We start from the raw sequence: 19,878 nt of genomic DNA, 5'->3' as shown, positions 1-19,878 counted from the left end.
GGCGGGTGGCGCAAAACGGGACGCCCGTGGCGCCTTGGGGCCGATAAAGGATGCCTATACTGTCCCCCTCGTTCTGGGGGAAGTACGGGCTTGCGACACGCACAAGCGATCATGGCGCACATCGAGTCGGCTCCGAAGCGCGAGCTCTACTCCTTCGCCCTGTTCCGTCTGCTGGAAGCCGGCGTATTGGCGGCGTTGCTGTTCAGTCCGCTGATCAGCGTACTGGGCCAGGCGCACAACCCGGAACTGGCCACGTGGGTCACCATCGCCTACATGGTCTTGGCGCTGGTGCTGTTTTTCTTCGGGCGCAACGTCCGCTGGCTGATGCCGATCGTGTTCGTCAGTATCTGCATCGACGTCGCGGCGGCGATGCTGATCACCCATGCCCTGCCTTCGGCCACCGCTGGCGTCGCCATGATGCTGCTGTTCAACGTGTCGGCCGCCGCATTGCTGATGCCCTCGTGGCGCTGGGTGGCGGCGGTGGCGGCACTGTCCACGGGAGCATTGTTCGGCGAATTCTTCTGGAGCACCTTCACCGAAACCGATTATTCCCGGCCGATCGCCGAAGTCATGATGTTCGCCATCGGCTATCTGTCGTTGTCATATCTGGCGTTCCAGATCGGGCGCCGTGCGCGTTCCAGCGAGGCCCTGGCGGACAAACGCGGGGTGGAAGTCGCCAACCTGTTCGAAGTCAACGAACTGATCATCCGCCGCATGCGCACCGGCGTATTGGTGGTGGATGCCGACAATCGCATCAAGCTGGCCAATGAAGCCGCCAACCTGCTGCTGGGCGACGGCACCGAAGCCGGCGACGGCAAGAACGATGGCCAGGGAATTTCCTTGAACGACGCGGCTCCGGAACTGGCCCGCCGGCTGCAGCGCTGGCGCAGCGGCTGGCAGACCGACGAGACACCGATGCAGCTTTCGCCCGATCAGCCGGAGGTGCAGCCGCGCTTCGCTCGTTTATTGGCCGACAGCGATACCTCGCTGATTTTCCTGGACGATGCCACCGTGGTTTCGCGGCGCGCCGAATCGCTGACACTGGCCGCGCTGGGCCGGTTTTCCGCCAGCCTGGCGCACGAAATTCGCAACCCTCTGGCGGCCATCAACTACGCGGTACAACTGCTGGAAGAGTCACCCAGCATCGTCGATGGCGATCGCCGCCTGCTGCAGATCATCCATCAGCAATGCCAGCGCACCAACGGCATCGTGGAGAGCGTGCTGGGGCTGGCCCGGCGCGAACGCGCGACGCCCGAGCACGTGGAGCTCGGCACGTTCGCCCGCCGCTTCGTCGAGGAATATCGGCAGAGCCTGTCCATCGAAACCGATACGCTGGAAGTGATCACCGGCGCCAAGTCCGTACCGGCTCTGATCGATACGCGCCACCTGCAGCAGGTGATGACCGTGCTGGTACACAACGCACTGAATTATGGCCGTCTGCCAGGCGAGCCGGCGCGGATCCGGATCCGCGTGTTCCAGTCCGATCACCGCCCCATGATCGATGTGATGGACCGCGGTCCTGGCATCCCCGAGGTGGTCGCGGCGCAGCTGTTCCGGCCGTTCTTCACCACCTCCGAGCACGGCACCGGCCTGGGCCTGTATATCGCCCGCGAACTCTGCCGCGCCAACCAGGCCACATTGGAATATGTCGCCGTACCCGGCGGCGGCAGCTGCTTCCGCGTCACCCTGCCTGGCCCGCACGCGTTGTTGCCTGCGTGAAGGTGTCGCGATGAGTCGGCATCGTTTCCCCGCCCACCTGTAGGAGCGCCGTCCCGGCGCGAGCTCTTCCTGTCAGATCGCGATAAAGGCCAAGAGCTCGCGCCGGGACGGCGCTCCTACGTTGGTGACTGCGCCTACCATCGTTCACACCGAGCCGTTACACTCACGCGACAGGGGCCGAAGGGGGATTCATGAGCGAAAATCGTAGCGCCCTGATTGTCGATGACGAACGCGATATCCGCGAACTGCTGGTATTGACCCTGGGCCGCATGGGCCTGCGTATCGACACCGCTGCCAATCTCGGCGAAGCCCGCGAGCTGCTCGCCCGCAACACCTACGGTCTGTGCTTCACCGATATGCGGCTGCCAGACGGCAACGGCATCGACCTGGTCAGCGAGATCGCCCGCCTGTACCCAAAGATGCCGGTCGCCATGATCACGGCGTTCGGCAATATCGAACTGGCAGTGGAGGCGCTGAAGGCCGGCGCTTTCGACTTCGTCAGCAAGCCGGTCGACCTCACCGTGCTGCGTGGCCTGGTCAAGCACGCCCTGGAACTCAGCAACGCCGACCGCGCGCCGCCCGCCCCACCGCCGCCGGAACAGGCCAGCCGCCTGCTGGGCGGTTCGGCTGCCATGGCCACCCTGCGCGAAACCATCGCCAAGGTGTCGCGCAGCCAGGCGCCGGTCTACATCCTGGGCGAATCCGGCGTGGGCAAGGAACTGGTGGCCCGCACCATCCACGAACAGGGCGCGCGCGCGGTCGGGCCGTTCGTTCCCGTCAACTGCGGCGCGATCCCGGCGGAGCTCATGGAAAGCGAGTTCTTCGGCCACAAGAAGGGCAGCTTCACAGGCGCGCATGCCGACAAGCCTGGCCTGTTCCAGGCGGCCAACGGCGGCACCCTGTTCCTGGACGAAGTCGCCGAGCTACCGCTGCCCATGCAGGTCAAACTGCTGCGCGCCATCCAGGAAAAGTCCGTGCGCCCGGTCGGTGCTTCCACAGAGTCGCTGGTTGACGTCCGCATTCTTTCCGCGACCCACAAGGATTTGGGCGAACTGGCCAGCGACGGACGCTTCCGCCACGACCTGTACTACCGCATCAACGTCATCGAACTGCGGGTCCCACCACTGCGCGAACGCACCGGCGATTTGCCGCAGCTGACGTCGGCCATCCTGGATCGCCTGGCCGAGCAGCACGGACGCAATCCACCCTCGGTTTCACCGGACGCCATGGCGTCACTCGGCCGCTATTCCTTCCCGGGCAACGTGCGCGAGCTGGAAAACATCCTGGAGCGCGCACTGGCCATGGCCGAAGGCCACAGCATCGAAGTCGACGACCTGTACCTGCCGCAAGTCCCAGCCAATGCCCGTAAGTCCGGCAACGACATCGGCGCTGGCGAAGCGATTCCCGACGCGCCCGGCGCCATCGACATCGACCCCGCCAGCGGCGCCCTGCCCTCCTACATCGAACAGCTGGAACGCGCCGCCATCCAGAAAGCCCTGGAAGAAAACCGCTGGAACAAGACCAAGGCTGCCGCGCAATTGGGCATCACGTTTCGTGCGTTGCGGTACAAGCTGAAGAAGCTGGGGATGGAGTAACTGTAGGAGCGTCCCATGGGCGCGAGCTTCTCCGCCGGTATCTCGCAATAAAAGCTCGCGGGCATGGCCCGCTCCTACCAACAACCGTCGTAGGAGCGCCCCATGGGCGCGACCGCAATCCTGCACCGTCCGCTCCCCATCACAGCCATACCGCATCCCAAAACGGGTAATCCCCGATTCGCTCCACCAAACCGGCCCGCAGCGGATTGGCAATGAGATAGCGCGCCACTTTTTGCACATCCTCATCCCGGCGCAGCGCGTGGTCGTGAAAGGAGCGACTACACAGCGGTCCCTCCTGGCCCCGCGCACGGTTCGCACACCGCGCCGTCGCTGACTTTAATCGCGCAACCGCATGCGACAGTGACTCCAACTGTCCTAACTGCAACAGCCAATGCGTGTGGTCCGGCATCAACACCCAAGCCAGCAAACGCGACCCGTTCAAATCCGACTGCCGGTGCAGGCAGCGAGCGGCCGCAACCGCCACGTCGTACTGCTTGAACACAGGGGTACGGCCATGGGTTACCACCGTCACGTGATAGATCTGTCCCGCCGACGAAAATCGTCCGCGCCGCAATGCAGCATGCCCCGATGGAGATGCAAGCTTCCAGACCATGCTGGACAGATTTGCAAATACCCGGCCGCAGCGCCATCGGAAAACCACGTCACGCAAGGTCGGAAATCGCCTTGCAAACCCGTCTCGGTAGGAGCGCCCCATGGGCGCGAAGCTCTTCCCTCACACCCCGCCAAAACCTTCGCGGGCATGGCCCGCTCCTACGCCAGCCGCTCACCATCCGCATCCGCCATTTCCTTGACACCACCCGTAAGCCACACCCCTACAAACTGACCCACAAGGTCACAAAGTGACGCACCTCGTCAGCCTTGCTACCGCTGGCTTTGCGCCGCTTTAAGACGCCGCAACCAACAAGCTTCCAATTCTGTGATGCACCCCAGAATTGCGAACTTTGGCCGATACACAAAGCTAAAAATTGGTGCGATAGTCGCCGCCGACTTCAGCGTCTGGGTCCCCGAAGCATCGGGACAGGGGACCACCAGGGGGCTCTGACAGTTGGCACGCAACATGCTCCAGTTCCTAGGCACGTGCGGCGTATGCACGGCGCCCACGGTCCATTCTTAGGGGCATGGACGCTCACGTGTCCCTAACCATCCACGCCAAATCCTCAAAGGGGAATTGTTTATGAAGAAGAACATGCAGGGCTTCACCCTCATCGAACTGATGATCGTCGTCGCCATCATCGCCATCCTGGCTGCGATCGCGCTGCCGGCTTATCAGGACTACACAGTCAAGGCACGCGTGTCAGAATTGGTGTTGGCCGCCAGCGCCGCCCGCACCTGCGTAACCGAAGCCTCCCAGGTTGCTGGTTCTGCAACGGCTGGCAACTGCCAAGCGCCAGGCACCGGCGGCAAAGTGGCTACCGCCACTATTTCTTCTGCAGGCGTCATCGCCATCACGGGGGCAGCAGGCACCGGCGGCCCCGATGGCACTGGCGGCCAGGTCATCACCCTGACTCCGGCCTGGAATGCTCAATTGGGTTCAGTCACCTGGAGCTGCAGTGCTAGCGTCGCTCGTTATGCTCCGCAGTCGTGTCAGGCTGCTGCTGCTCTGTAATTGACGTCAAGCCAATTTGCGCTTGGACAAGGGGCGTTGAATACGCCCCTTGTCATTTTGAATGATTGCTCTGGTCAGGTAGACATTAACCGCCACCACTAGTGTTGCGCAGACGTCGCGGCGACTTATGCTAAATGCTGAAGACACATTGATAGATTCACTTACGCAGCTGCTCTCCGCTGTATTCGATGCAACCAGGGCCTTGTCGGTGGAAGCGGGTGCTTTCCTATTGCTTTCGGCAATCTTGCATAGAAAGGACCTGATACAGGTGCTACGGAAAATCTCCGGCGCCAGCTTCCGGGTCAACTATCTTTGCTTCCTTCTTGATGCGCTGTTTGTCGGCCCTCTGCTGGTGACACTGGCGTTTTTAATTCAAGACACCGTAGCAACCACGCAAATAAATCGACTCGGCCTTTCATTCTTCGAAGCGTTACCCACCTGGGCAACGCTGCTGATAGCCGTGGCAACAGGGGACTTGATCGGCTATTTTCGCCACCGATTGGAGCACAGCATCTGGCTTTGGCCGATCCATTCCATGCACCACAGCGATCGGGAGATGAATTGGCTTACTGTTTACCGTATCCACCCCTTGAATCGGGTAGTTACTGTTTTGATTGACATGGGGACCCTGTATCTAATTGGCTTTCCGTTCTGGGCACTTATCGCCAACGGCCTCATTCGCCACTACTATGGCCTCCTAACTCACGCGAACGTCCCATGGACGTATGGGCCAGTTGGGCGCATCTTAGTATCGCCCGCCATGCATAGGTGGCACCATGTCAGGGAAGGGCTCGGCATTGGCAACAATTTCGCCACCATCTTTTCCGTGTTTGATCAAGCCTTCAAGACTTACTACGTACCGGGAGTCTGTGATGCAAAGGTAGGAACCGACTGCATCAACCATGCTTCGTTTACACGTCAACTGCTAAATCCAATCGCTCAATGGGCGAGCTTGCTGAGGGAAAAGTCATCGCGTTTATGGAGTAGCTGCTTCGCGGCTAAAAGCTAGGGATTTTATAGTGGCGGGTTCGTATAAAACGACCGCTATCGATGATGGATGAACGAATTTTTACAATGACTTGGCAGTTGGTCTGCTTCCTGCCCGCCTACCAGTTTCGTTTGCGTCACAGAGAGTTTCACTATGAATGCCCAAGTCTCCAATACTGTCAATCTGGTCGGGATTACCGGCATCGCTCGGCGCCTGGTCATCGATAGCGCAATGGACGAAACATCGGCACGCACCGCGATGGCCAACGCCGCCGAGGCGAAAATTCCGTTGGCGCAATGGGTCGCCGAGAAGAAGTTGGCTACTGCGGCACAGCTTGCTGCCGCGAATGCGATCGAGTTTGGCATGCCATTGCTGGATGCCACTGCCTTCGCTCCTGCACATAATGCCATCAAGTTGGTGAGTGATGACTTGTTGCAAAAGCACCGCGTGCTACCGCTGTTCAAACGTGGTAACAAGTTGTTCGTTGGCGTATCCGACCCCACGAATACTCATGCACTAGATGAAGTCAAGTTCCATACCAATTTGGTGGTGGAACCGATCTTAGTTGACGAAGACATGCTGCGGCGCACGCTGGATCAGTGGCTCAATGCTGTCAGCAATCTGACTAATGCTTTCAGTGACGACGATGACGGCTTAGAGAATCTGGAAGTTGGCACCGACGAAGATTTGGCCAATACCGCAGATAGCGCGATGGATAGCAAGGGCGACGATACACCTGTCGTCAAGTTCGTCAACAAGGTACTGATAGATGCCATCAAACGCGGAGCGTCGGACATTCACTTCGAGCCTTATGAGACCGACTACCGAGTCCGCCTGCGTATCGACGGCATCCTGAAACAGGTGGCGAAAGCGCCAGTCAAGTTGAGCCAGCGCATCGCTGCCCGTCTGAAGGTGATGTCGCAATTAGACATCGCCGAAAAGCGTGTGCCACAGGACGGGCGCATCAAGTTGAATCTCAGCAAGACCAAGCAGATCGACTTCCGTGTCAGCACCCTGCCTACCCTGTTCGGTGAAAAAGTGGTGCTGCGTATCCTGGACGGCAGCGCGGCCAAGCTAGGCATCGAAAAACTGGGTTACGAGCCGGACCAGCAGGCGCTCTTCGAGGCGGCTATCCAGAAGCCTTACGGTATGGTACTCGTCACCGGCCCCACCGGCTCCGGTAAAACCGTATCCCTATACACCGCACTGGGCATCCTCAACGACGAAGTCCGTAATATTTCCACCGTGGAAGACCCGGTGGAAATCCGTTTGCCGGGTGTCAATCAGGTGCAGCAGAACATCAAGCGCGGCATGACCTTCGCCGCGGCGTTGCGCAGCTTCCTGCGCCAGGATCCGGACGTGATCATGGTCGGCGAAATTCGCGACTTGGAAACCGCCGAAATCGGCATCAAGGCGGCCCAGACTGGCCATATGGTGCTATCCACGCTGCACACCAACGATGCCCCCCAGACCATTGCCCGCCTGATGAATATGGGTATCGCGCCCTACAACATCACAAGTTCGGTCACCCTGATCATCGCCCAACGCTTGGCTAGGCGGCTGTGCAACCGCTGCAAGCGTGCGGTTGAGTTGCCGGCGCATGCCTTGTTGGCAGAGGGCTTCAACCAGCAGGAAATCGATGCTGGGTTCATTCTCTACGAGCCAGTGGGCTGCGACGAATGCACCGAAGGTTATAAAGGCCGGACCGGCATCTATCAGGTCATGCCGATGAGCGACGAGATCCAAGCCATCGTGCTAGAAGGCGGCAATGCCATGCAGATTGCGGAGGTTGCGCAGAAGGCTGGCATCCGGGACCTGCGGCAGTCCGCTCTTTTAAAGGTCCGCAACGGCGTTACCGGGCTGGCGGAGATCAATCGCGTTACTAAGGATTGAGGCGCGCGCTCCTGGCATCCAGGAAACAGTCCGCCCGCGTAGGAGCACCCCATGGGCGCGAGCTTTTCCAGGGGCGATCTAAGCTCACGCCCATGGGGCGCTCCTACGGTTCGTCGGTTTGGAACCGCAAACCCTGCCGACCGTCACAGCAGGGGTGGTTCCCTTCCCCTGATAACCGGCTACCATGAAGAGAGACGTCCGGCTGGGGAAGCCGGCCAGGGGAAAACAGATGGCTATTACCCGTTCCGCCGCCAAGAAGACAGTCACGCCTGTTCGCGACAACCCGCTGAGCCTATTCGTCTGGGAAGGCGTGGACAAGCGCGGCGTGAAGATGAAGGGCGAGCAGCAGTCCAAGAACGCCAATATGCTGCGCGCCGAGCTGCGCCGGCAGGGCATCACACCCAATGTGGTCAAGGCCAAGCCGAAACCATTGTTCGGACAGGCCGGCAAGCCAATCAGTGTCAAGGAAATCGCATTCTTCAGCCGCCAGATGGCGACCATGATGAAGTCCGGCGTACCTATCGTGAGCGCGCTGGAAATCATCGAAGGCGGACAGAAGAACGTACGGATGAAGAAGATGGTGAGAACCATCCGCAATGATATCGAAGGCGGCTCATCACTGTCCGAGGCCATCAGCAAGCACCCTGTGCAATTCGACGAGTTGTATCGGGGACTGGTACGGGCCGGCGAAAGCGCAGGCGTGCTGGAGATCGTGCTGGATACGATCGCCAACTACAAGGAAAATCTGGAAGCCCTGAAAGGCAAGATCAAGAAGGCGCTGTTCTACCCCGCGATGACCATTGCGGTTGCGATCATTGTCAGTGCGATCCTGCTGATCTTTGTCGTCCCGCAGTTCGAAGAGACGTTCAAAGGATTTGGTGCCGAACTTCCCGCGTTTACGCAGATGATTGTCGGCGCGTCTCGTTTTCTGGTGAGCTGGTGGTGGGTCGCGCTGTTGCTGGTTGTTGGCGGCTTGTTTGCTTTCATCTTCTTCTTCAAACGTTCCCCCGCTTTTCAGCATTTCATCGACAAAGCCATCCTGAAAATTCCAGTGATCGGTGAAATCATGCATAACTCGGCCATTGCCCGGTTCGCCCGGACCACGGCGGTCACCTTCAAGGCCGGTGTGCCACTGGTGGAAGCTTTGGAGACGGTGGCCGGCGCGACCGGTAACACTGTCTATGAAAAAGCAGTCCTCCGTATGCGCGACGATGTGGCCGTAGGCTATCCAGTCAACATGGCGATGAAGCAGACGGCGCTATTCCCGCATATGGTGATCCAGATGACCGCAATCGGCGAAGAAGCCGGTGCGCTGGATACCATGTTGTTCAAAGTGGCCGAGTACTACGAACAGGAAGTCAACAATGCGGTGGATGCGTTGGCAAGTCTGATCGAACCGATGATCATGGTAGTGATTGGTGTCCTAGTTGGCGGCATGGTGATAGGCATGTACCTACCCATCTTCAAGCTGGCTGCTACGATTTGATGTATACCCGCTAGAATCGCCAAATGGCATTCCTCGATCAGCACCCAGAACTGGGCTACCCAGTCGTAGCCGGCCTTGGCCTGCTTGTTGGTAGTTTTCTCAATGTGGTGATCCTGCGGTTGCCGCGGCGGTTGGAGTGGCACTGGAAGCGCGATTCGCGGGAGATCCTGGAGTTGCCGGAGATCTACGACCCGCCTCCACCTGGGATCGTGGTGGAGCGGTCGCACTGCCCGCATTGCAAGCACACGCTGTCGTGGTTCGAGAACATTCCGCTGATCAGCTGGCTGGCGCTGCGTGGGCGTTGCCGCCACTGCAAGGCGCCGATTTCTGCGCAGTATCCGTTGGTGGAGCTCCTGACGGGCTTGCTGGCGGTCGCCGCGGTCTGGCGCTTTGGTTTTGGGTGGCAGGGCTTTGGTGCGGCGTTGCTGAGTTGCTTTCTGGTGGCTTTGTCTGGGATCGACTTTCGCACCCGGTTGCTGCCGGATCAGCTGACCTTGCCTTTGATGTGGCTGGGATTGATCGCCAGCGTGGACAACCTTTATATGCCGGCCAAACCGGCGTTGCTGGGTGCGATTGCCGGCTACACGTCCCTGTGGGTGGTGTGGTGGCTGTTCAAGCAGGTGACTGGCAAGGAAGGCATGGGCCATGGCGATTTCAAGCTATTGGCCGCGATTGGTGCCTGGGTCGGCCTGAAGGGCGTGCTGCCGACGATCTTGTTGTCTTCGGTGGTGGGCGCGGTGGTCGGCTCCATCTGGCTGGCGATGAAGGGGCGTGACCGTGCCACTCCTATTCCTTTTGGCCCCTATTTGGCGATCGCGGGTTGGATTGTTTTCTTTTGGGGCGAAGCGCTGATTGATGGGTATCTTCGGTTTGCTGGGTTGAGGTAGGTCTTTAGACCATTGTGGGAGCGACGTGAGTCGCGACCGGAAAGTGGCCGGCATGGGAAAGCGTCGCGACTCACCCGTACCGGCATGCCGGTACGACTCCCACAATGCAGGAATCGAGACGGCTTCCCCTGTCACTGGGGAACAGGGTCTAATCCCCCTCATGGCCGATTACTTCATTGGACTGACCGGCGGCATCGCTTCGGGCAAGAGTGCGCTGGAGAGAGGCTTCGCCGAGAGAGGCGTTGCGGTGGCCGATGCCGATTTGATTGCCCGTGAGATTGTCGAACCCGGACAGCCCGCCCTGGCTGCCGTTGTGGCGCATTTTGGCGGTCAGGTGCTGCTGGCGGATGGCCGGCTGGATCGGGCCGCTTTACGGGCGCGGGTGTTCCAGAATGATGAGGAGCGGCGTGCGCTGGAAGTGATCCTGCATCCTGCGATTCGGGCACGACTGCACGCCATCTGTGCCGACGCACCGGGTCCGTACGCCATAGCGACGATTCCGCTGCTGACTGAGGCGGGTGGTCGAGCGGGCTATCCATGGCTGGACCGCATTCTGGTGGTGGATGTTTCACCCGCCACGCAGAAGGCGCGCCTGATGCTGCGTGATGGTATCGATGCCGTATTGGCCGACAAGATGATGGCCGCTCAGGCCAGCCGCGCCCAACGCTTGGCGTTGGCTGATGATGTGGTGGTCAACGAGGGGGATATCGAGAATTTGCGGGATGCAGTGGCTGAGTTGGATGGGCGCTATCGGGTGCTGGCGGCGGAAGCTCTTAGCGGCCATGCCCAGTAGCAGCTTGGGCGGCGGCCTTCTGACCGCCGCCGAGGAGCTCGGTCGTGAGCGTTTCCGGCATATGCCGTGAATGATGCTCATATCTGGGGATGCGTGTCGTTTGCGGAGCAAGAGCTCGCGCCGGGGACGGCGCTCCTACAACAGCAACGGCAACGGCAACGGCAACAGCAACAGCAGCGGCAGCGGCAGCGGCAGCGGCAGCGGCTGCAATAGCGACAAGCAAGGTCTCCGGCAGGGGCGCTGGCTGGTGGTAGGAGCGACGTCCCGCCGCGAGCTGTTCGCTTTTGTCGCGACCTGATGGGAAGAGCTCGCGCCGGGACGGCGCTCCTACAACAGCAACAGCAACAATCGAAGCCTGCGGTAGGTCTGGGCTTCCTACATTGTCACGCCGGCCACAACGCCCGAATAGCAGCGATACCCTGGGCTCCATGTTGCCTGGCTTCGGCGATGTCCTGCGGGCGCAGGCCGCCAATGGCGTAGATGGGAAGCGATACGTTTTCACGGAGACGGGCGAAGCCTTCCCAGCCTAAAGGCGATGTGCGGGGATGAGTCGCGGTGGGATTCAGGCTGCCGAGTACGGCGAAATCGCAGCCCAGGGATTCGGCTATCTGCAGGTCATCGGCGGTGTGGCAGGAAGCAGCAACCGGAACATCTTCCGGTAGCGGCCGAGCCGTTACGTCGCGCAGTTGGGAGGCGCGCAGCTGCACGCCGGTGTTTAGCTGGCGGGCCAGATCGATATCGCCGTTGATCAGCACTTCCGCCTTGGCGTCGCGGCAGGCTTGCACGGCGGCGCTGGCGAGCGCCTGCCAGCGCTCACCACTGATACTGCGAGCACGCACCTGCACGCGCTGAACACCGACCGCCAGCGCGCGCCGTAGCGCCGCCAGCCAAGCCGCATCGTCATCGCCTGGCTCTGGCGTCACCAGATAGTGATCAGAATGCAGCAGCGCCGCGACCACCGGCCGGTCCGCGGGCGGCATGGCATAACGGGTCAGTTTGTCGGGCGCCACCCAGGCCAATGCTTGGCCTTCGTGACCGCGTGGCGTGCCCTTCCAGCGGGTCAGTCGGCGCACGTCCAGGCGCAGGCGCTTGTCCGGATATTGCTGGGGCACGCTAATCACGTGCTCGCCCACTTCGATATCGATGCCCAGCTCTTCCTGCAGCTCGCGCGCCAGTGCGGCTTCAGGTGTTTCACCAGGTTCGCGCTTCCCGCCTGGGAATTCCCAACGTCCGGCAAGGTCTCGGCCTTCGGTGCGTCGGGCCAGCAGGATGCGGCCGCGGGCGTCGGTGATGACGGCAGCCATGACGTGAATGGAACGGACAGGAGTCAGCATGGCCGAAGCTTGCCGGGAATCAGGTGGGTAACGCAATTACCTGGTCGCGCCGCGATCGGGTGCCGATTCGGATCGTGTAGGAGCGGCGTCTGGGCGGTTAGGGCACCGTCTCGGGGTAGCAACGGCTGTCTCGACGGTAGGAGCGGCGTCCCGCCGCGAGCTCTTCGCTTTTATCGCGATCTGACGGGAAGAGCTCGCGGCGGGACGCCGCTCCTACATATATGCCGACGGGGATCTATGCTTAGCCCAGCTGACCGTGGCAGTGCTTGTACTTCTTGCCGCTGCCGCAGGGGCAGGGATCGTTGCGCCCAACCTTGGGCGAATCGCGGTGGACGGTTTGCGGAGGGGATTGCACGAAACCGCCCTGCGCCGCCTGGCTCATCGCCTGCTCGCGCGCGGCTTCCTCGTCGGCGCCGTAACCGCCGGCATCTTCGTGCTGGAACTGCAGCTGCCGCGCCTTGGCTTCGGCCAGCGCGCGTTCCTGCGCTTCCAGCGCCGCCACTTCCTCTTCGCTGCGGATGCGCACGCGTGCGAGGATGGTGATGACTTCGCGCTTCACCTGCTCCAGCATGCTGGAGAACAGTTCGAACGCTTCTTTCTTGTATTCCTGCTTGGGCTGCTTTTGCGCATAGCCACGCAGGTGGATGCCCTGGCGCAGGTAGTCCATGCGGGCCAGATGCTCTTTCCAGCTCTTGTCCAGCACGGTCAGCATGATGTGCTTTTCCAGCGCGCGCATGGTGTCGGCGCCAATCACTTCTTCCTTGGCATTGAAGTATTGCGCCATGGCGTCCTGCACACGCTGTTCGATCGCTTCGGCGTCCAGCTCCTCGGTTTCCTGCGGCCAGCGCGTGACCGGCAGCTCCAGGCCCGCTTCCTCGCGCAGTTCATTTTCCAGGCCGGTCAGGTCCCACAGTTCGTCCACCGAATTAGGCGGCACGAAGCGATTTACCAATTCTTCGACCACATCGCCGCGGATGCCATCGATGTTCTCCTTCACCGAATCGGCTTCCAGCAATTCATCGCGCTGGGCGTAGATGACCTTGCGTTGGTCGTTGTTGACGTCGTCGAAATCCAGCAGGTTCTTGCGGATGTCGAAGTTGTGCGCTTCTACCTTGCGCTGTGCCTTTTCGATCTGGCGGCTGACCAGCTTGTCCTCGATGACGTCGTCTTCCTTCATGCCGATCAGCTTCATCGCTTTCTGCACCCAGTCGGATGCGAAGATGCGCATGAGGTTGTCTTCCAGCGACAGGTAGAAGCGGGACGAACCCGGATCGCCCTGGCGGCCGGAGCGGCCGCGCAACTGGTTGTCGATGCGGCGGGATTCATGGCGCTCGGTACCGATGATGTGCAGGCCGCCAGCGGCCTTCACTTCGTCGTGGCGCTTCTGCCATTCGCGCTTCACCCGCAGACGGTCGGCGTCGGTGGCGTCTTCCGGCAGTTGCTCCAACTCCGCTTCCAGCGAACCACCCAGCACGATGTCGGTACCGCGGCCTGCCATATTCGTGGCGATGGTGACCGCCTTGGGACGGCCGGCCTGGGCCACGATCTGCGCTTCGCGCTCGTGCTGCTTGGCGTTGAGCACCTCGTGCGGCACGCCGGCCTTGCGCAGGTGGTCGGACAGCAGTTCCGACGTCTCGATGGAGGTGGTGCCCACCAGCGCCGGCTGGCCGCGGGCGTAGCAATCCTGGATATCGGCCAGCACGGCATTGAACTTGCCGGTGCGGTTGAGGAACACCTGGTCCGGCGAGTCCCTGCGCACGGTTGGGCGATTGGTCGGAATGACGATCACTTCCAGGCCGTAGATGCTCTGGAATTCGTAGGCCTCTGTATCCGCCGTGCCGGTCATGCCGGACAGCTTCTTGTACATGCGGAACAGGTTTTGGAAGGTGATGCTGGCCAGCGTCTGGTTCTCGCGCTGGACCGGCACGCCCTCCTTCGCTTCCACTGCCTGATGCAGGCCATCGGACCAGCGTCGGCCCACCAGCGTGCGACCCGTGAACTCGTCAACGATCACTACTTCTCCATCGCGCACGATGTAGTCCACATCTCGCTGGTAGATGGCGTGCGCGCGCAGGGCGGCGTTGAGGTGATGGACGATCGACAAATTCGTGGCGCCGTACAGGCTGTCCTCTTCGTCTTTCAGGATGCCGGCCTGGCGCAGCAGCTCTTCGGCATGCTCCATACCCGCTTCGGACAGGTGCACCTGCTTGCCCTTCTCGTCCACCCAGTAGTCGCCTTCGCCTTCCTCGGTTTCCTGCTTGATCAGCGAGGGCACGATGCGGTTGACGCGGATATACAGCTCCGGGGATTCGTCGGCCGGGCCGGAGATGATCAGTGGAGTGCGGGCCTCGTCGATCAGGATGGAGTCCACTTCGTCGACGATGGCGTAGTGCAGGCCTCGCTGATAGCGGTCCTGCTTGGCCATGGCCATGTTGTCGCGCAGGTAGTCGAAGCCGAATTCGTTATTGGTGCCGTAGGTGATGTCGGCGGCATAGGCGGCGTGCTTGTCGCTGTGCGGCATGCCCGGGTAGACCACACCCACGGTGAGACCCAGCCAGCTGTACAACTTGCCCATCCAGGCAGCGTCGCGGCGCGCCAGGTAGTCGTTGACGGTAACGACGTGCACGCCCTTGCCTTCCAGCGCGTTGAGGTAGACCGGCAGCGTACCGACCAGTGTCTTGCCTTCACCGGTGCGCATTTCGGCGATCTTGCCCAGGTGCAGCACCATGCCGCCGATCAGCTGCACGTCGTAGTGGCGCATACCCAGCACGCGGCGCGAGGCTTCACGGGCTACGGCAAAGGCTTCCGGCAGAATCTTGTCCAGCGATTCTCCATCGCGGATGCGCTGCTGGAACTCGGGAGTCTTGGCTTTGAGCGCGTCGTCGGAGAGCTTTTCCATCTCCGATTCCAGCGCATTGATTTTGCCGACGCTGCGCTGGAGCTGTTTCAACAGGCGTTCGTTGCGGCTGCCAAAGACACGGGTAAGCAGGTTGTTGATCATGTAAGGAACCGAATGGGAAAGGAGCGCCCGGGGCGAACCGCAGTGAATACCGCAGCGCCCAAAACGAAACAGGGCGCAATGCGCCCTGTTGGCAACGTCGTATTGTAGCTTGGGGCGGCGCCCCGGGGGATCAAGTGGGCGGGACTCACCCGCCATCACCATCCAAGCGGTGAATGCGTCAACTCGGGCGGCGGGTCGAGACCCGCCTACGTCAACCCCGCTTGACCTTGCCTACCGGGGTCGGGCCGTCGCCCAGGAACTTACGCGGATTGACCACGCGGCCGTTTTCCCAGACTTCAAAGTGCACGTGCGCGCCAGTGGAACGGCCGGTGGAACCTGCCTTGGCCACCACACTGCCGACGCGGATCAGATCACCGGCTTTCACCATCAAGCGGGAATTGTGCGCGTAACGAGTGATGTAGCCATTGCCATGGTCCACATCCACTACGTTGCCGTAGCCGCCCTTGACGCCCGCAAAGCTGACCACGCCATCGGCAACCGCCAGGACCGGGTCGCCCACGTTGGCCTTGAAGTCGATGCCTTTGTGATACTGGCCGCCGCCGCCGAACGGATCCGCGCGGCCGCCGAAGCCCGACGTGATGTAGCTGTTGGCGATGGGCATGCGCGAAGGCGTGGCGTTCTTGTCCAGCTCACGATTGAACAGCAACGCCTCCAGCACGGACAGCTGCTGGCCGGAAGCGGCGAACTGGCGCTCCAACTGGTTCACGCCTTCCTTCAATTCGGCCGGCCGCATGTCGAAGGCGACATCGTTGCCGCCAACGCCCACGGGCTCGTTGAAATCGAACTCGCCGTCCTGCAACTGGCCGACTCGGGTCAGGCGCTCGCCCAGGGCATTCAGCCGATTGGCCTGCGCCTGCAGCTCGCCCAACCGCGCCGCCATGGCGTTGATTTCCTGTTGAGCACCGCGGCGCACCTGATCCAGTTCGGTTTGCTGCTGATCCACATTGGCCTGCAGCAACGACACCTGTGCCATTCCCATCGCGCTACGGCCCGCCATGCCGACCACAAGGCCGGTCGCAAGAAGAAAACCTGCGCTGAGGAAGGGACGGGAATGGAAAAAGTGACTTGTCCGGTGGTGGGCATTGGTCAGCGAAAGCGCCAACCTATTGCGTGAATTGTTTACGATGGTCTGAAAGGTCATAAATACCGATGTCTGATTCGAAGTCCAAACCGCGCCGTTCCGGCATCGCACAGCCCGCCTTGCAGGCTGCCATGTCCGATGCCGCTACCGACCCGGTGCGCCGTGCCCTCTGGCTCGACGCGCTGGAACAGCAACTTCGCCCCTGTCTTCCGCCAACCCTGGCCCCGCATTGCCGACTGGCGAACGTGGCGGGCAAGCGGCTCGTTTTTATCGTCGATTCCCCAGTGTGGCGGGCCAAATTGCGCCTAGCCGCACCGGAACTGATCAACGTGGCCCAATCCATCGGACTGGCGATCACCGAAGTCACCGCCAAGACAACGACTGCACCGCTCCACCCTTCCAACACGGTGCAACGCACGGCCAAACCTGTTTCGGAGGCTTCGCGCTCAGCGCTGAAAGCCATCCTCGCGTCCTTGGAAGACTCCGGCTCCGCGGAGTCAGGTAACGCTCCTCAAGACCGGCGTAGCGGGCGGAAACTCTGATTGCCCGACGCACAGGTGCAGGCATAGTACCGATCCAGGCCAGCTGGGTGGTTAGCCAAAAGTTAAATAATGGTTAATATACAGGTTGTGTCGTGACATCCGTCACGCTTCCGAAAAGGTGTAACCGGAATGATCCCCAACGACGGCTGTGTCGGACGACACCGGTAGCCAATAAATCCAGGGATGAGTAAGACGTACAGCAGCTGGATTAGCCGGCTTGCTCAGCCCGCCAGAACGGGATTGCCGTAGCTCACCGGGCCAGGACCGTGCGCGGCCCCGAAAACGACTTCTTCCCAGGCGGAAGTATCGGCGAGCAACGCTCGCACCAGCTTGTTGTTGAGCGCATGCCCGGACTTGTAGCCCTCGTAGGCGCCCAGGATGGGGCGGCCGGCGAGGTAGAGATCGCCGATGGCGTCCAGGATCTTATGACGGACGAACTCGTCCGCGTAGCGCAGGCCGTCGTCGTTGAGTACGCGGAACTCATCCAGCACGATGGCGTTGTCCATCGAACCGCCCAGGCCCAGATTGCGTTCGCGCATGTATTCCAGATCGCGCATGAAGCCGAAGGTGCGCGCACGCGCCACTTCCTTGATGTAGGCGCCGGTGGAAAATTCCACTTCCGCCCGCGACTGCGAGGCCGGAATCATCGGATGGTCGAACTTGACGGTGAAGCCGATGCGGAACCCGTTGTAGGGCTCGAAACGCGCGACTTTGTCGCCGTCGGTGACTTCCACGGTGCGCTTGATGCGGATGAAACGCTTGGGCGCATTCTGTTCCGCGACACCTGCCGACTGCAGCAAGAATACAAACGGGCCAGCGGAGCCGTCCATGATCGGCAATTCCGCCGAGGACAGTTCTACATAGGCGTTATCGATACCCAGGCCGGCCATGGCTGACATCAGGTGTTCCACCGTCTGCACTTTGGCGCCTTCGCGGCTCAAGCCGGTGCACAAGGTGGTTTCGGTTACCAGCTCGGCGTTGGCCGGAATTTCGACCACGGGATCCAGGTCCACACGGCGGAACACTATGCCCGTATCCGGAGCGGCCGGCCGCAGCGTCATGTAGACCTTTTCGCCGCTGTGCAGGCCCACGCCGGTGGCGCGGATCACGTTCTTGAGGGTGCGTTGCTGAGCCATGGGCAAAAAAATAGGCACGGATGCTGAGTGCGAGCGGCGAGAATAGCACGCAATTAGCTGAATCTTAACGGAAGAACCGCTCTGTCCCAGGGCCGAAACAATCGCTTGGCATCCTGGCAGGTTCACCCGCGGGTCCATGAAAAAGCTGCCGGACCGGACAGTCCGGCAGCAAAGGACATGGCGATGTTGCATTGCGCTTTCCCCGGTTCACTGAGGAAAGCTGGGATGAGGCGGCTTTCAAAGAAAACCACGCGACACATTATTCATGCATCCGGAACCGCAAAGCTCCGACCTGCACCTCACCCCCTCCTCCGACCAGCGGAGGAGGATTCCACAGTTACATCAGTCCGCTTGGCGGCGCAGGAACGCCGGGATATCCAGATAGTCGTTGGGCAGATCGGCTGCCACGGGCGCTGAGGCGGGCGAAGAAGCCGGTGCCGCCGAACCCCGGCGCAGGCCCAAGGACCCGACCGCATCGGCCACCGGATCGGCATGCGCCATCGCGTCGTACATCGGCATGCCGGTGGTAGCGTCGCGAACCAGCTTGATGGGTGCCCGCACCGGCTCGCGGTGGCTGCCACCGGACAAGTCGCCGCGCAGCGGCTGGCGGACGGCAGCACGATTGAGGCCGGTGGCGACCACCGTGACCCGCACTTCGTCCTGCATGTCCGGGTCCAGCACGGTGCCCAACACCACGGTGGCGTCCTCGGAAGCGAAGCCTTCGATGGTGCGGCCCACTTCGTCGAACTCGGCCATGGTGAAGTCCGGGCCGGCGGTGATGTTGACCAGGATGCCGTTGGCGCCGGACAGATTAACGTCGTCCAGCAACGGATTCTGGATGGCGCTTTCAGCGGCGGCCTGAGCGCGGTCGTCGCCGCGTGCGCTGCCGGTGCCCATCATCGCCAGGCCCATCTCCGACATCACGGTGCGCACGTCGGCGAAATCGACGTTGATCAGGCCCGGACGCACGATCAGATCGGCGATACCCTGCACGGCACCCAGCAATACGTCATTCGCGGCGCGGAAGGCCTGGATCATGGTGGCATTGCGGCCCAGCACGGTGATCAGCTTTTCGTTGGGGATGGTGATGAGCGAATCGCAGTGCTGCGAAAGTTCCTCGATGCCCTTCAGTGCCACCTGCATGCGGCGGCGGCCTTCAAACGGGAAAGGCTTGGTGACCACAGCAACGGTCAGGATGCCCATTTCCTTGGCCAGCTGCGCGACAACCGGCGCCGCGCCAGTGCCGGTGCCACCGCCCATGCCCGCGGTGATGAACACCATGTCGGCGCCTTCCAGCGCTTCGATGATGCGTTCGCGATCTTCCAGTGCGGCCTGACGACCGACTTCAGGGTTGGCGCCAGCGCCCAAGCCCTTGGTGACGTTGCCGCCCAACTGCAACTGCAACTTGGCGCCACAGTTCTTGATGGCTTGCGAGTCGGTGTTGGCGGTGACGAATTCCACGCCTTCCACGCTGCTGCTGACCATGTGCGCGACCGCGTTGCCGCCGCCGCCGCCCACACCAATCACCTTGATCACCGCATTCGGAGCCATTTTTTCAACCAGTTCGAAATGTGCCATGTCCGTAGTCCTCATTTATTTAGTTATGTGTTGCTTGAAGCGGGAACGGGGAACAGGGAACGGGGAATGACGCTTCCTCGGATGTTCGATGTTCTCTTCCCGAATCGGGTTACCGCTTTACCAACGTTTAGCCTTTGCTTCTCTTACTACTCCGCACGATCCATGCGCGTTCCTACACTTGAATTCCCTGTTCCCGG

The 19,878-nt window shown here is 61.2% G+C and carries 16 protein-coding genes; 10 read left to right on the top strand and 6 right to left on the bottom strand.

Features of this window, described 5'->3' with window-relative positions; genetic code table 11:
* The first annotated feature begins 90 nt into the window (after nucleotides 1-90).
* A complete protein-coding gene (locus tag AB6O04_RS04860; protein ID WP_368562656.1) occupies nucleotides 91-1,719 on the top strand; it encodes a PAS domain-containing sensor histidine kinase in 1,629 nt (542 codons plus the stop codon).
* A 191-nt stretch (nucleotides 1,720-1,910) separates the two neighbouring features.
* Nucleotides 1,911-3,314: a sigma-54-dependent transcriptional regulator gene (locus AB6O04_RS04855; protein WP_368562654.1), complete on the top strand. Its 1,404-nt coding sequence runs from the start codon at nucleotides 1,911-1,913 to the stop codon at nucleotides 3,312-3,314.
* A gap of 139 nt (nucleotides 3,315-3,453) precedes the next feature.
* On the opposite strand, the gene AB6O04_RS04850 is transcribed toward AB6O04_RS04855, so the two are convergent.
* Nucleotides 3,454-3,927, bottom strand: coding sequence for a transposase (locus tag AB6O04_RS04850; RefSeq protein ID WP_368562653.1), 474 nt, complete (start codon nucleotides 3,925-3,927; stop codon nucleotides 3,454-3,456).
* A 582-nt stretch (nucleotides 3,928-4,509) separates the two neighbouring features.
* Here AB6O04_RS04850 and AB6O04_RS04845 point away from each other — a divergent pair.
* The 7 genes from AB6O04_RS04845 (at nucleotide 4,510) to AB6O04_RS04815 (ending at nucleotide 11,286) form a co-directional block, all read left to right on the top strand.
* Nucleotides 4,510-4,941: a pilin gene (locus AB6O04_RS04845; RefSeq protein ID WP_368562652.1), complete on the top strand. Its 432-nt coding sequence runs from the start codon at nucleotides 4,510-4,512 to the stop codon at nucleotides 4,939-4,941.
* Between the two features lie 127 nt (nucleotides 4,942-5,068).
* Nucleotides 5,069-5,950: a sterol desaturase family protein gene (locus AB6O04_RS04840; RefSeq protein WP_368562651.1), complete on the top strand. Its 882-nt coding sequence runs from the start codon at nucleotides 5,069-5,071 to the stop codon at nucleotides 5,948-5,950.
* A gap of 132 nt (nucleotides 5,951-6,082) precedes the next feature.
* A complete protein-coding gene (pilB, locus tag AB6O04_RS04835; protein WP_368562650.1) occupies nucleotides 6,083-7,822 on the top strand; it encodes a type IV-A pilus assembly ATPase PilB in 1,740 nt (579 codons plus the stop codon).
* A gap of 229 nt (nucleotides 7,823-8,051) precedes the next feature.
* Nucleotides 8,052-9,308 (top strand): type II secretion system F family protein, encoded by a 1,257-nt coding sequence (locus tag AB6O04_RS04830; protein WP_368562649.1) that lies wholly within the window; start codon nucleotides 8,052-8,054, stop codon nucleotides 9,306-9,308.
* A gap of 23 nt (nucleotides 9,309-9,331) precedes the next feature.
* A complete protein-coding gene (locus AB6O04_RS04825; protein WP_368562647.1) occupies nucleotides 9,332-10,195 on the top strand; it encodes an A24 family peptidase in 864 nt (287 codons plus the stop codon).
* 160 nt (nucleotides 10,196-10,355) lie between these two features.
* On the top strand, nucleotides 10,356-10,988 hold the full coding sequence (gene coaE, locus AB6O04_RS04820) for a dephospho-CoA kinase (RefSeq protein ID WP_368562646.1): 633 nt from the start codon (nucleotides 10,356-10,358) through the stop codon (nucleotides 10,986-10,988).
* A 100-nt stretch (nucleotides 10,989-11,088) separates the two neighbouring features.
* Nucleotides 11,089-11,286, top strand: a complete 198-nt coding sequence (locus AB6O04_RS04815) for a hypothetical protein (RefSeq protein WP_368562645.1) — start codon at nucleotides 11,089-11,091, stop codon at nucleotides 11,284-11,286.
* Between the two features lie 85 nt (nucleotides 11,287-11,371).
* Here AB6O04_RS04815 and AB6O04_RS04810 read toward each other — a convergent pair whose 3' ends face one another.
* From AB6O04_RS04810 to AB6O04_RS04800, 3 genes are all read right to left on the bottom strand, one after another.
* The gene (locus tag AB6O04_RS04810; protein WP_368562644.1) at nucleotides 11,372-12,322 is read right to left on the bottom strand and encodes a Nudix family hydrolase; all 951 of its coding nucleotides are present in this window, start codon (nucleotides 12,320-12,322) and stop codon (nucleotides 11,372-11,374) included.
* 241 nt (nucleotides 12,323-12,563) lie between these two features.
* The gene (gene secA, locus AB6O04_RS04805; protein WP_368562643.1) at nucleotides 12,564-15,323 is read right to left on the bottom strand and encodes a preprotein translocase subunit SecA; all 2,760 of its coding nucleotides are present in this window, start codon (nucleotides 15,321-15,323) and stop codon (nucleotides 12,564-12,566) included.
* A 211-nt stretch (nucleotides 15,324-15,534) separates the two neighbouring features.
* Nucleotides 15,535-16,341: a peptidoglycan DD-metalloendopeptidase family protein gene (locus AB6O04_RS04800; RefSeq protein WP_368562642.1), complete on the bottom strand. Its 807-nt coding sequence runs from the start codon at nucleotides 16,339-16,341 to the stop codon at nucleotides 15,535-15,537.
* A 152-nt stretch (nucleotides 16,342-16,493) separates the two neighbouring features.
* Here AB6O04_RS04800 and AB6O04_RS04795 point away from each other — a divergent pair, with 152 nt between their 5' ends.
* Nucleotides 16,494-16,967, top strand: a complete 474-nt coding sequence (locus tag AB6O04_RS04795; RefSeq protein WP_368562641.1) for a DciA family protein — start codon at nucleotides 16,494-16,496, stop codon at nucleotides 16,965-16,967.
* Nucleotides 16,968-17,188: 221 nt separating this feature from the next.
* Here the strand turns inward: AB6O04_RS04795 and lpxC are convergent, their stop codons facing one another.
* Nucleotides 17,189-18,103, bottom strand: a complete 915-nt coding sequence (lpxC, locus tag AB6O04_RS04790; protein ID WP_368562640.1) for a UDP-3-O-acyl-N-acetylglucosamine deacetylase — start codon at nucleotides 18,101-18,103, stop codon at nucleotides 17,189-17,191.
* A 342-nt stretch (nucleotides 18,104-18,445) separates the two neighbouring features.
* On the bottom strand, nucleotides 18,446-19,681 hold the full coding sequence (ftsZ, locus tag AB6O04_RS04785) for a cell division protein FtsZ (protein ID WP_337344341.1): 1,236 nt from the start codon (nucleotides 19,679-19,681) through the stop codon (nucleotides 18,446-18,448).
* Nucleotides 19,682-19,878 lie beyond the last annotated feature (197 nt).

The organism is Pseudoxanthomonas sp. UTMC 1351, from assembly GCF_040948865.1.
Taxonomy (GTDB): Bacteria; Pseudomonadota; Gammaproteobacteria; order Xanthomonadales; family Xanthomonadaceae; genus Pseudoxanthomonas_A.
The sequence above is the reverse complement of the archived record's forward strand: the minus strand, read 5'-3'. Positions and strand labels throughout refer to the sequence as shown.

Bases quoted from the DNA above. Each gene is read 5' to 3' on its own strand.
- AB6O04_RS04855 (WP_368562654.1), top strand. From the start codon at position 1,911: ATGAGCGAAAATCGTAGCGCCCTGATTGTCGATGACGAACGCGATATC.
- AB6O04_RS04850 (WP_368562653.1), bottom strand. From the start codon at position 3,927: ATGGTCTGGAAGCTTGCATCTCCATCGGGGCATGCTGCATTGCGGCGC.
- AB6O04_RS04845 (WP_368562652.1), top strand. From the start codon at position 4,510: ATGAAGAAGAACATGCAGGGCTTCACCCTCATCGAACTGATGATCGTC.
- AB6O04_RS04840 (WP_368562651.1), top strand. From the start codon at position 5,069: ATGCTAAATGCTGAAGACACATTGATAGATTCACTTACGCAGCTGCTC.
- pilB (WP_368562650.1), top strand. From the start codon at position 6,083: ATGAATGCCCAAGTCTCCAATACTGTCAATCTGGTCGGGATTACCGGC.
- AB6O04_RS04830 (WP_368562649.1), top strand. From the start codon at position 8,052: ATGGCTATTACCCGTTCCGCCGCCAAGAAGACAGTCACGCCTGTTCGC.
- AB6O04_RS04825 (WP_368562647.1), top strand. From the start codon at position 9,332: ATGGCATTCCTCGATCAGCACCCAGAACTGGGCTACCCAGTCGTAGCC.
- coaE (WP_368562646.1), top strand. From the start codon at position 10,356: ATGGCCGATTACTTCATTGGACTGACCGGCGGCATCGCTTCGGGCAAG.
- AB6O04_RS04810 (WP_368562644.1), bottom strand. From the start codon at position 12,322: ATGCTGACTCCTGTCCGTTCCATTCACGTCATGGCTGCCGTCATCACC.
- secA (WP_368562643.1), bottom strand. From the start codon at position 15,323: ATGATCAACAACCTGCTTACCCGTGTCTTTGGCAGCCGCAACGAACGC.
- AB6O04_RS04800 (WP_368562642.1), bottom strand. From the start codon at position 16,341: ATGGCGGGCCGTAGCGCGATGGGAATGGCACAGGTGTCGTTGCTGCAG.
- AB6O04_RS04795 (WP_368562641.1), top strand. From the start codon at position 16,494: ATGTCTGATTCGAAGTCCAAACCGCGCCGTTCCGGCATCGCACAGCCC.
- lpxC (WP_368562640.1), bottom strand. From the start codon at position 18,103: ATGGCTCAGCAACGCACCCTCAAGAACGTGATCCGCGCCACCGGCGTG.
- ftsZ (WP_337344341.1), bottom strand. From the start codon at position 19,681: ATGGCACATTTCGAACTGGTTGAAAAAATGGCTCCGAATGCGGTGATC.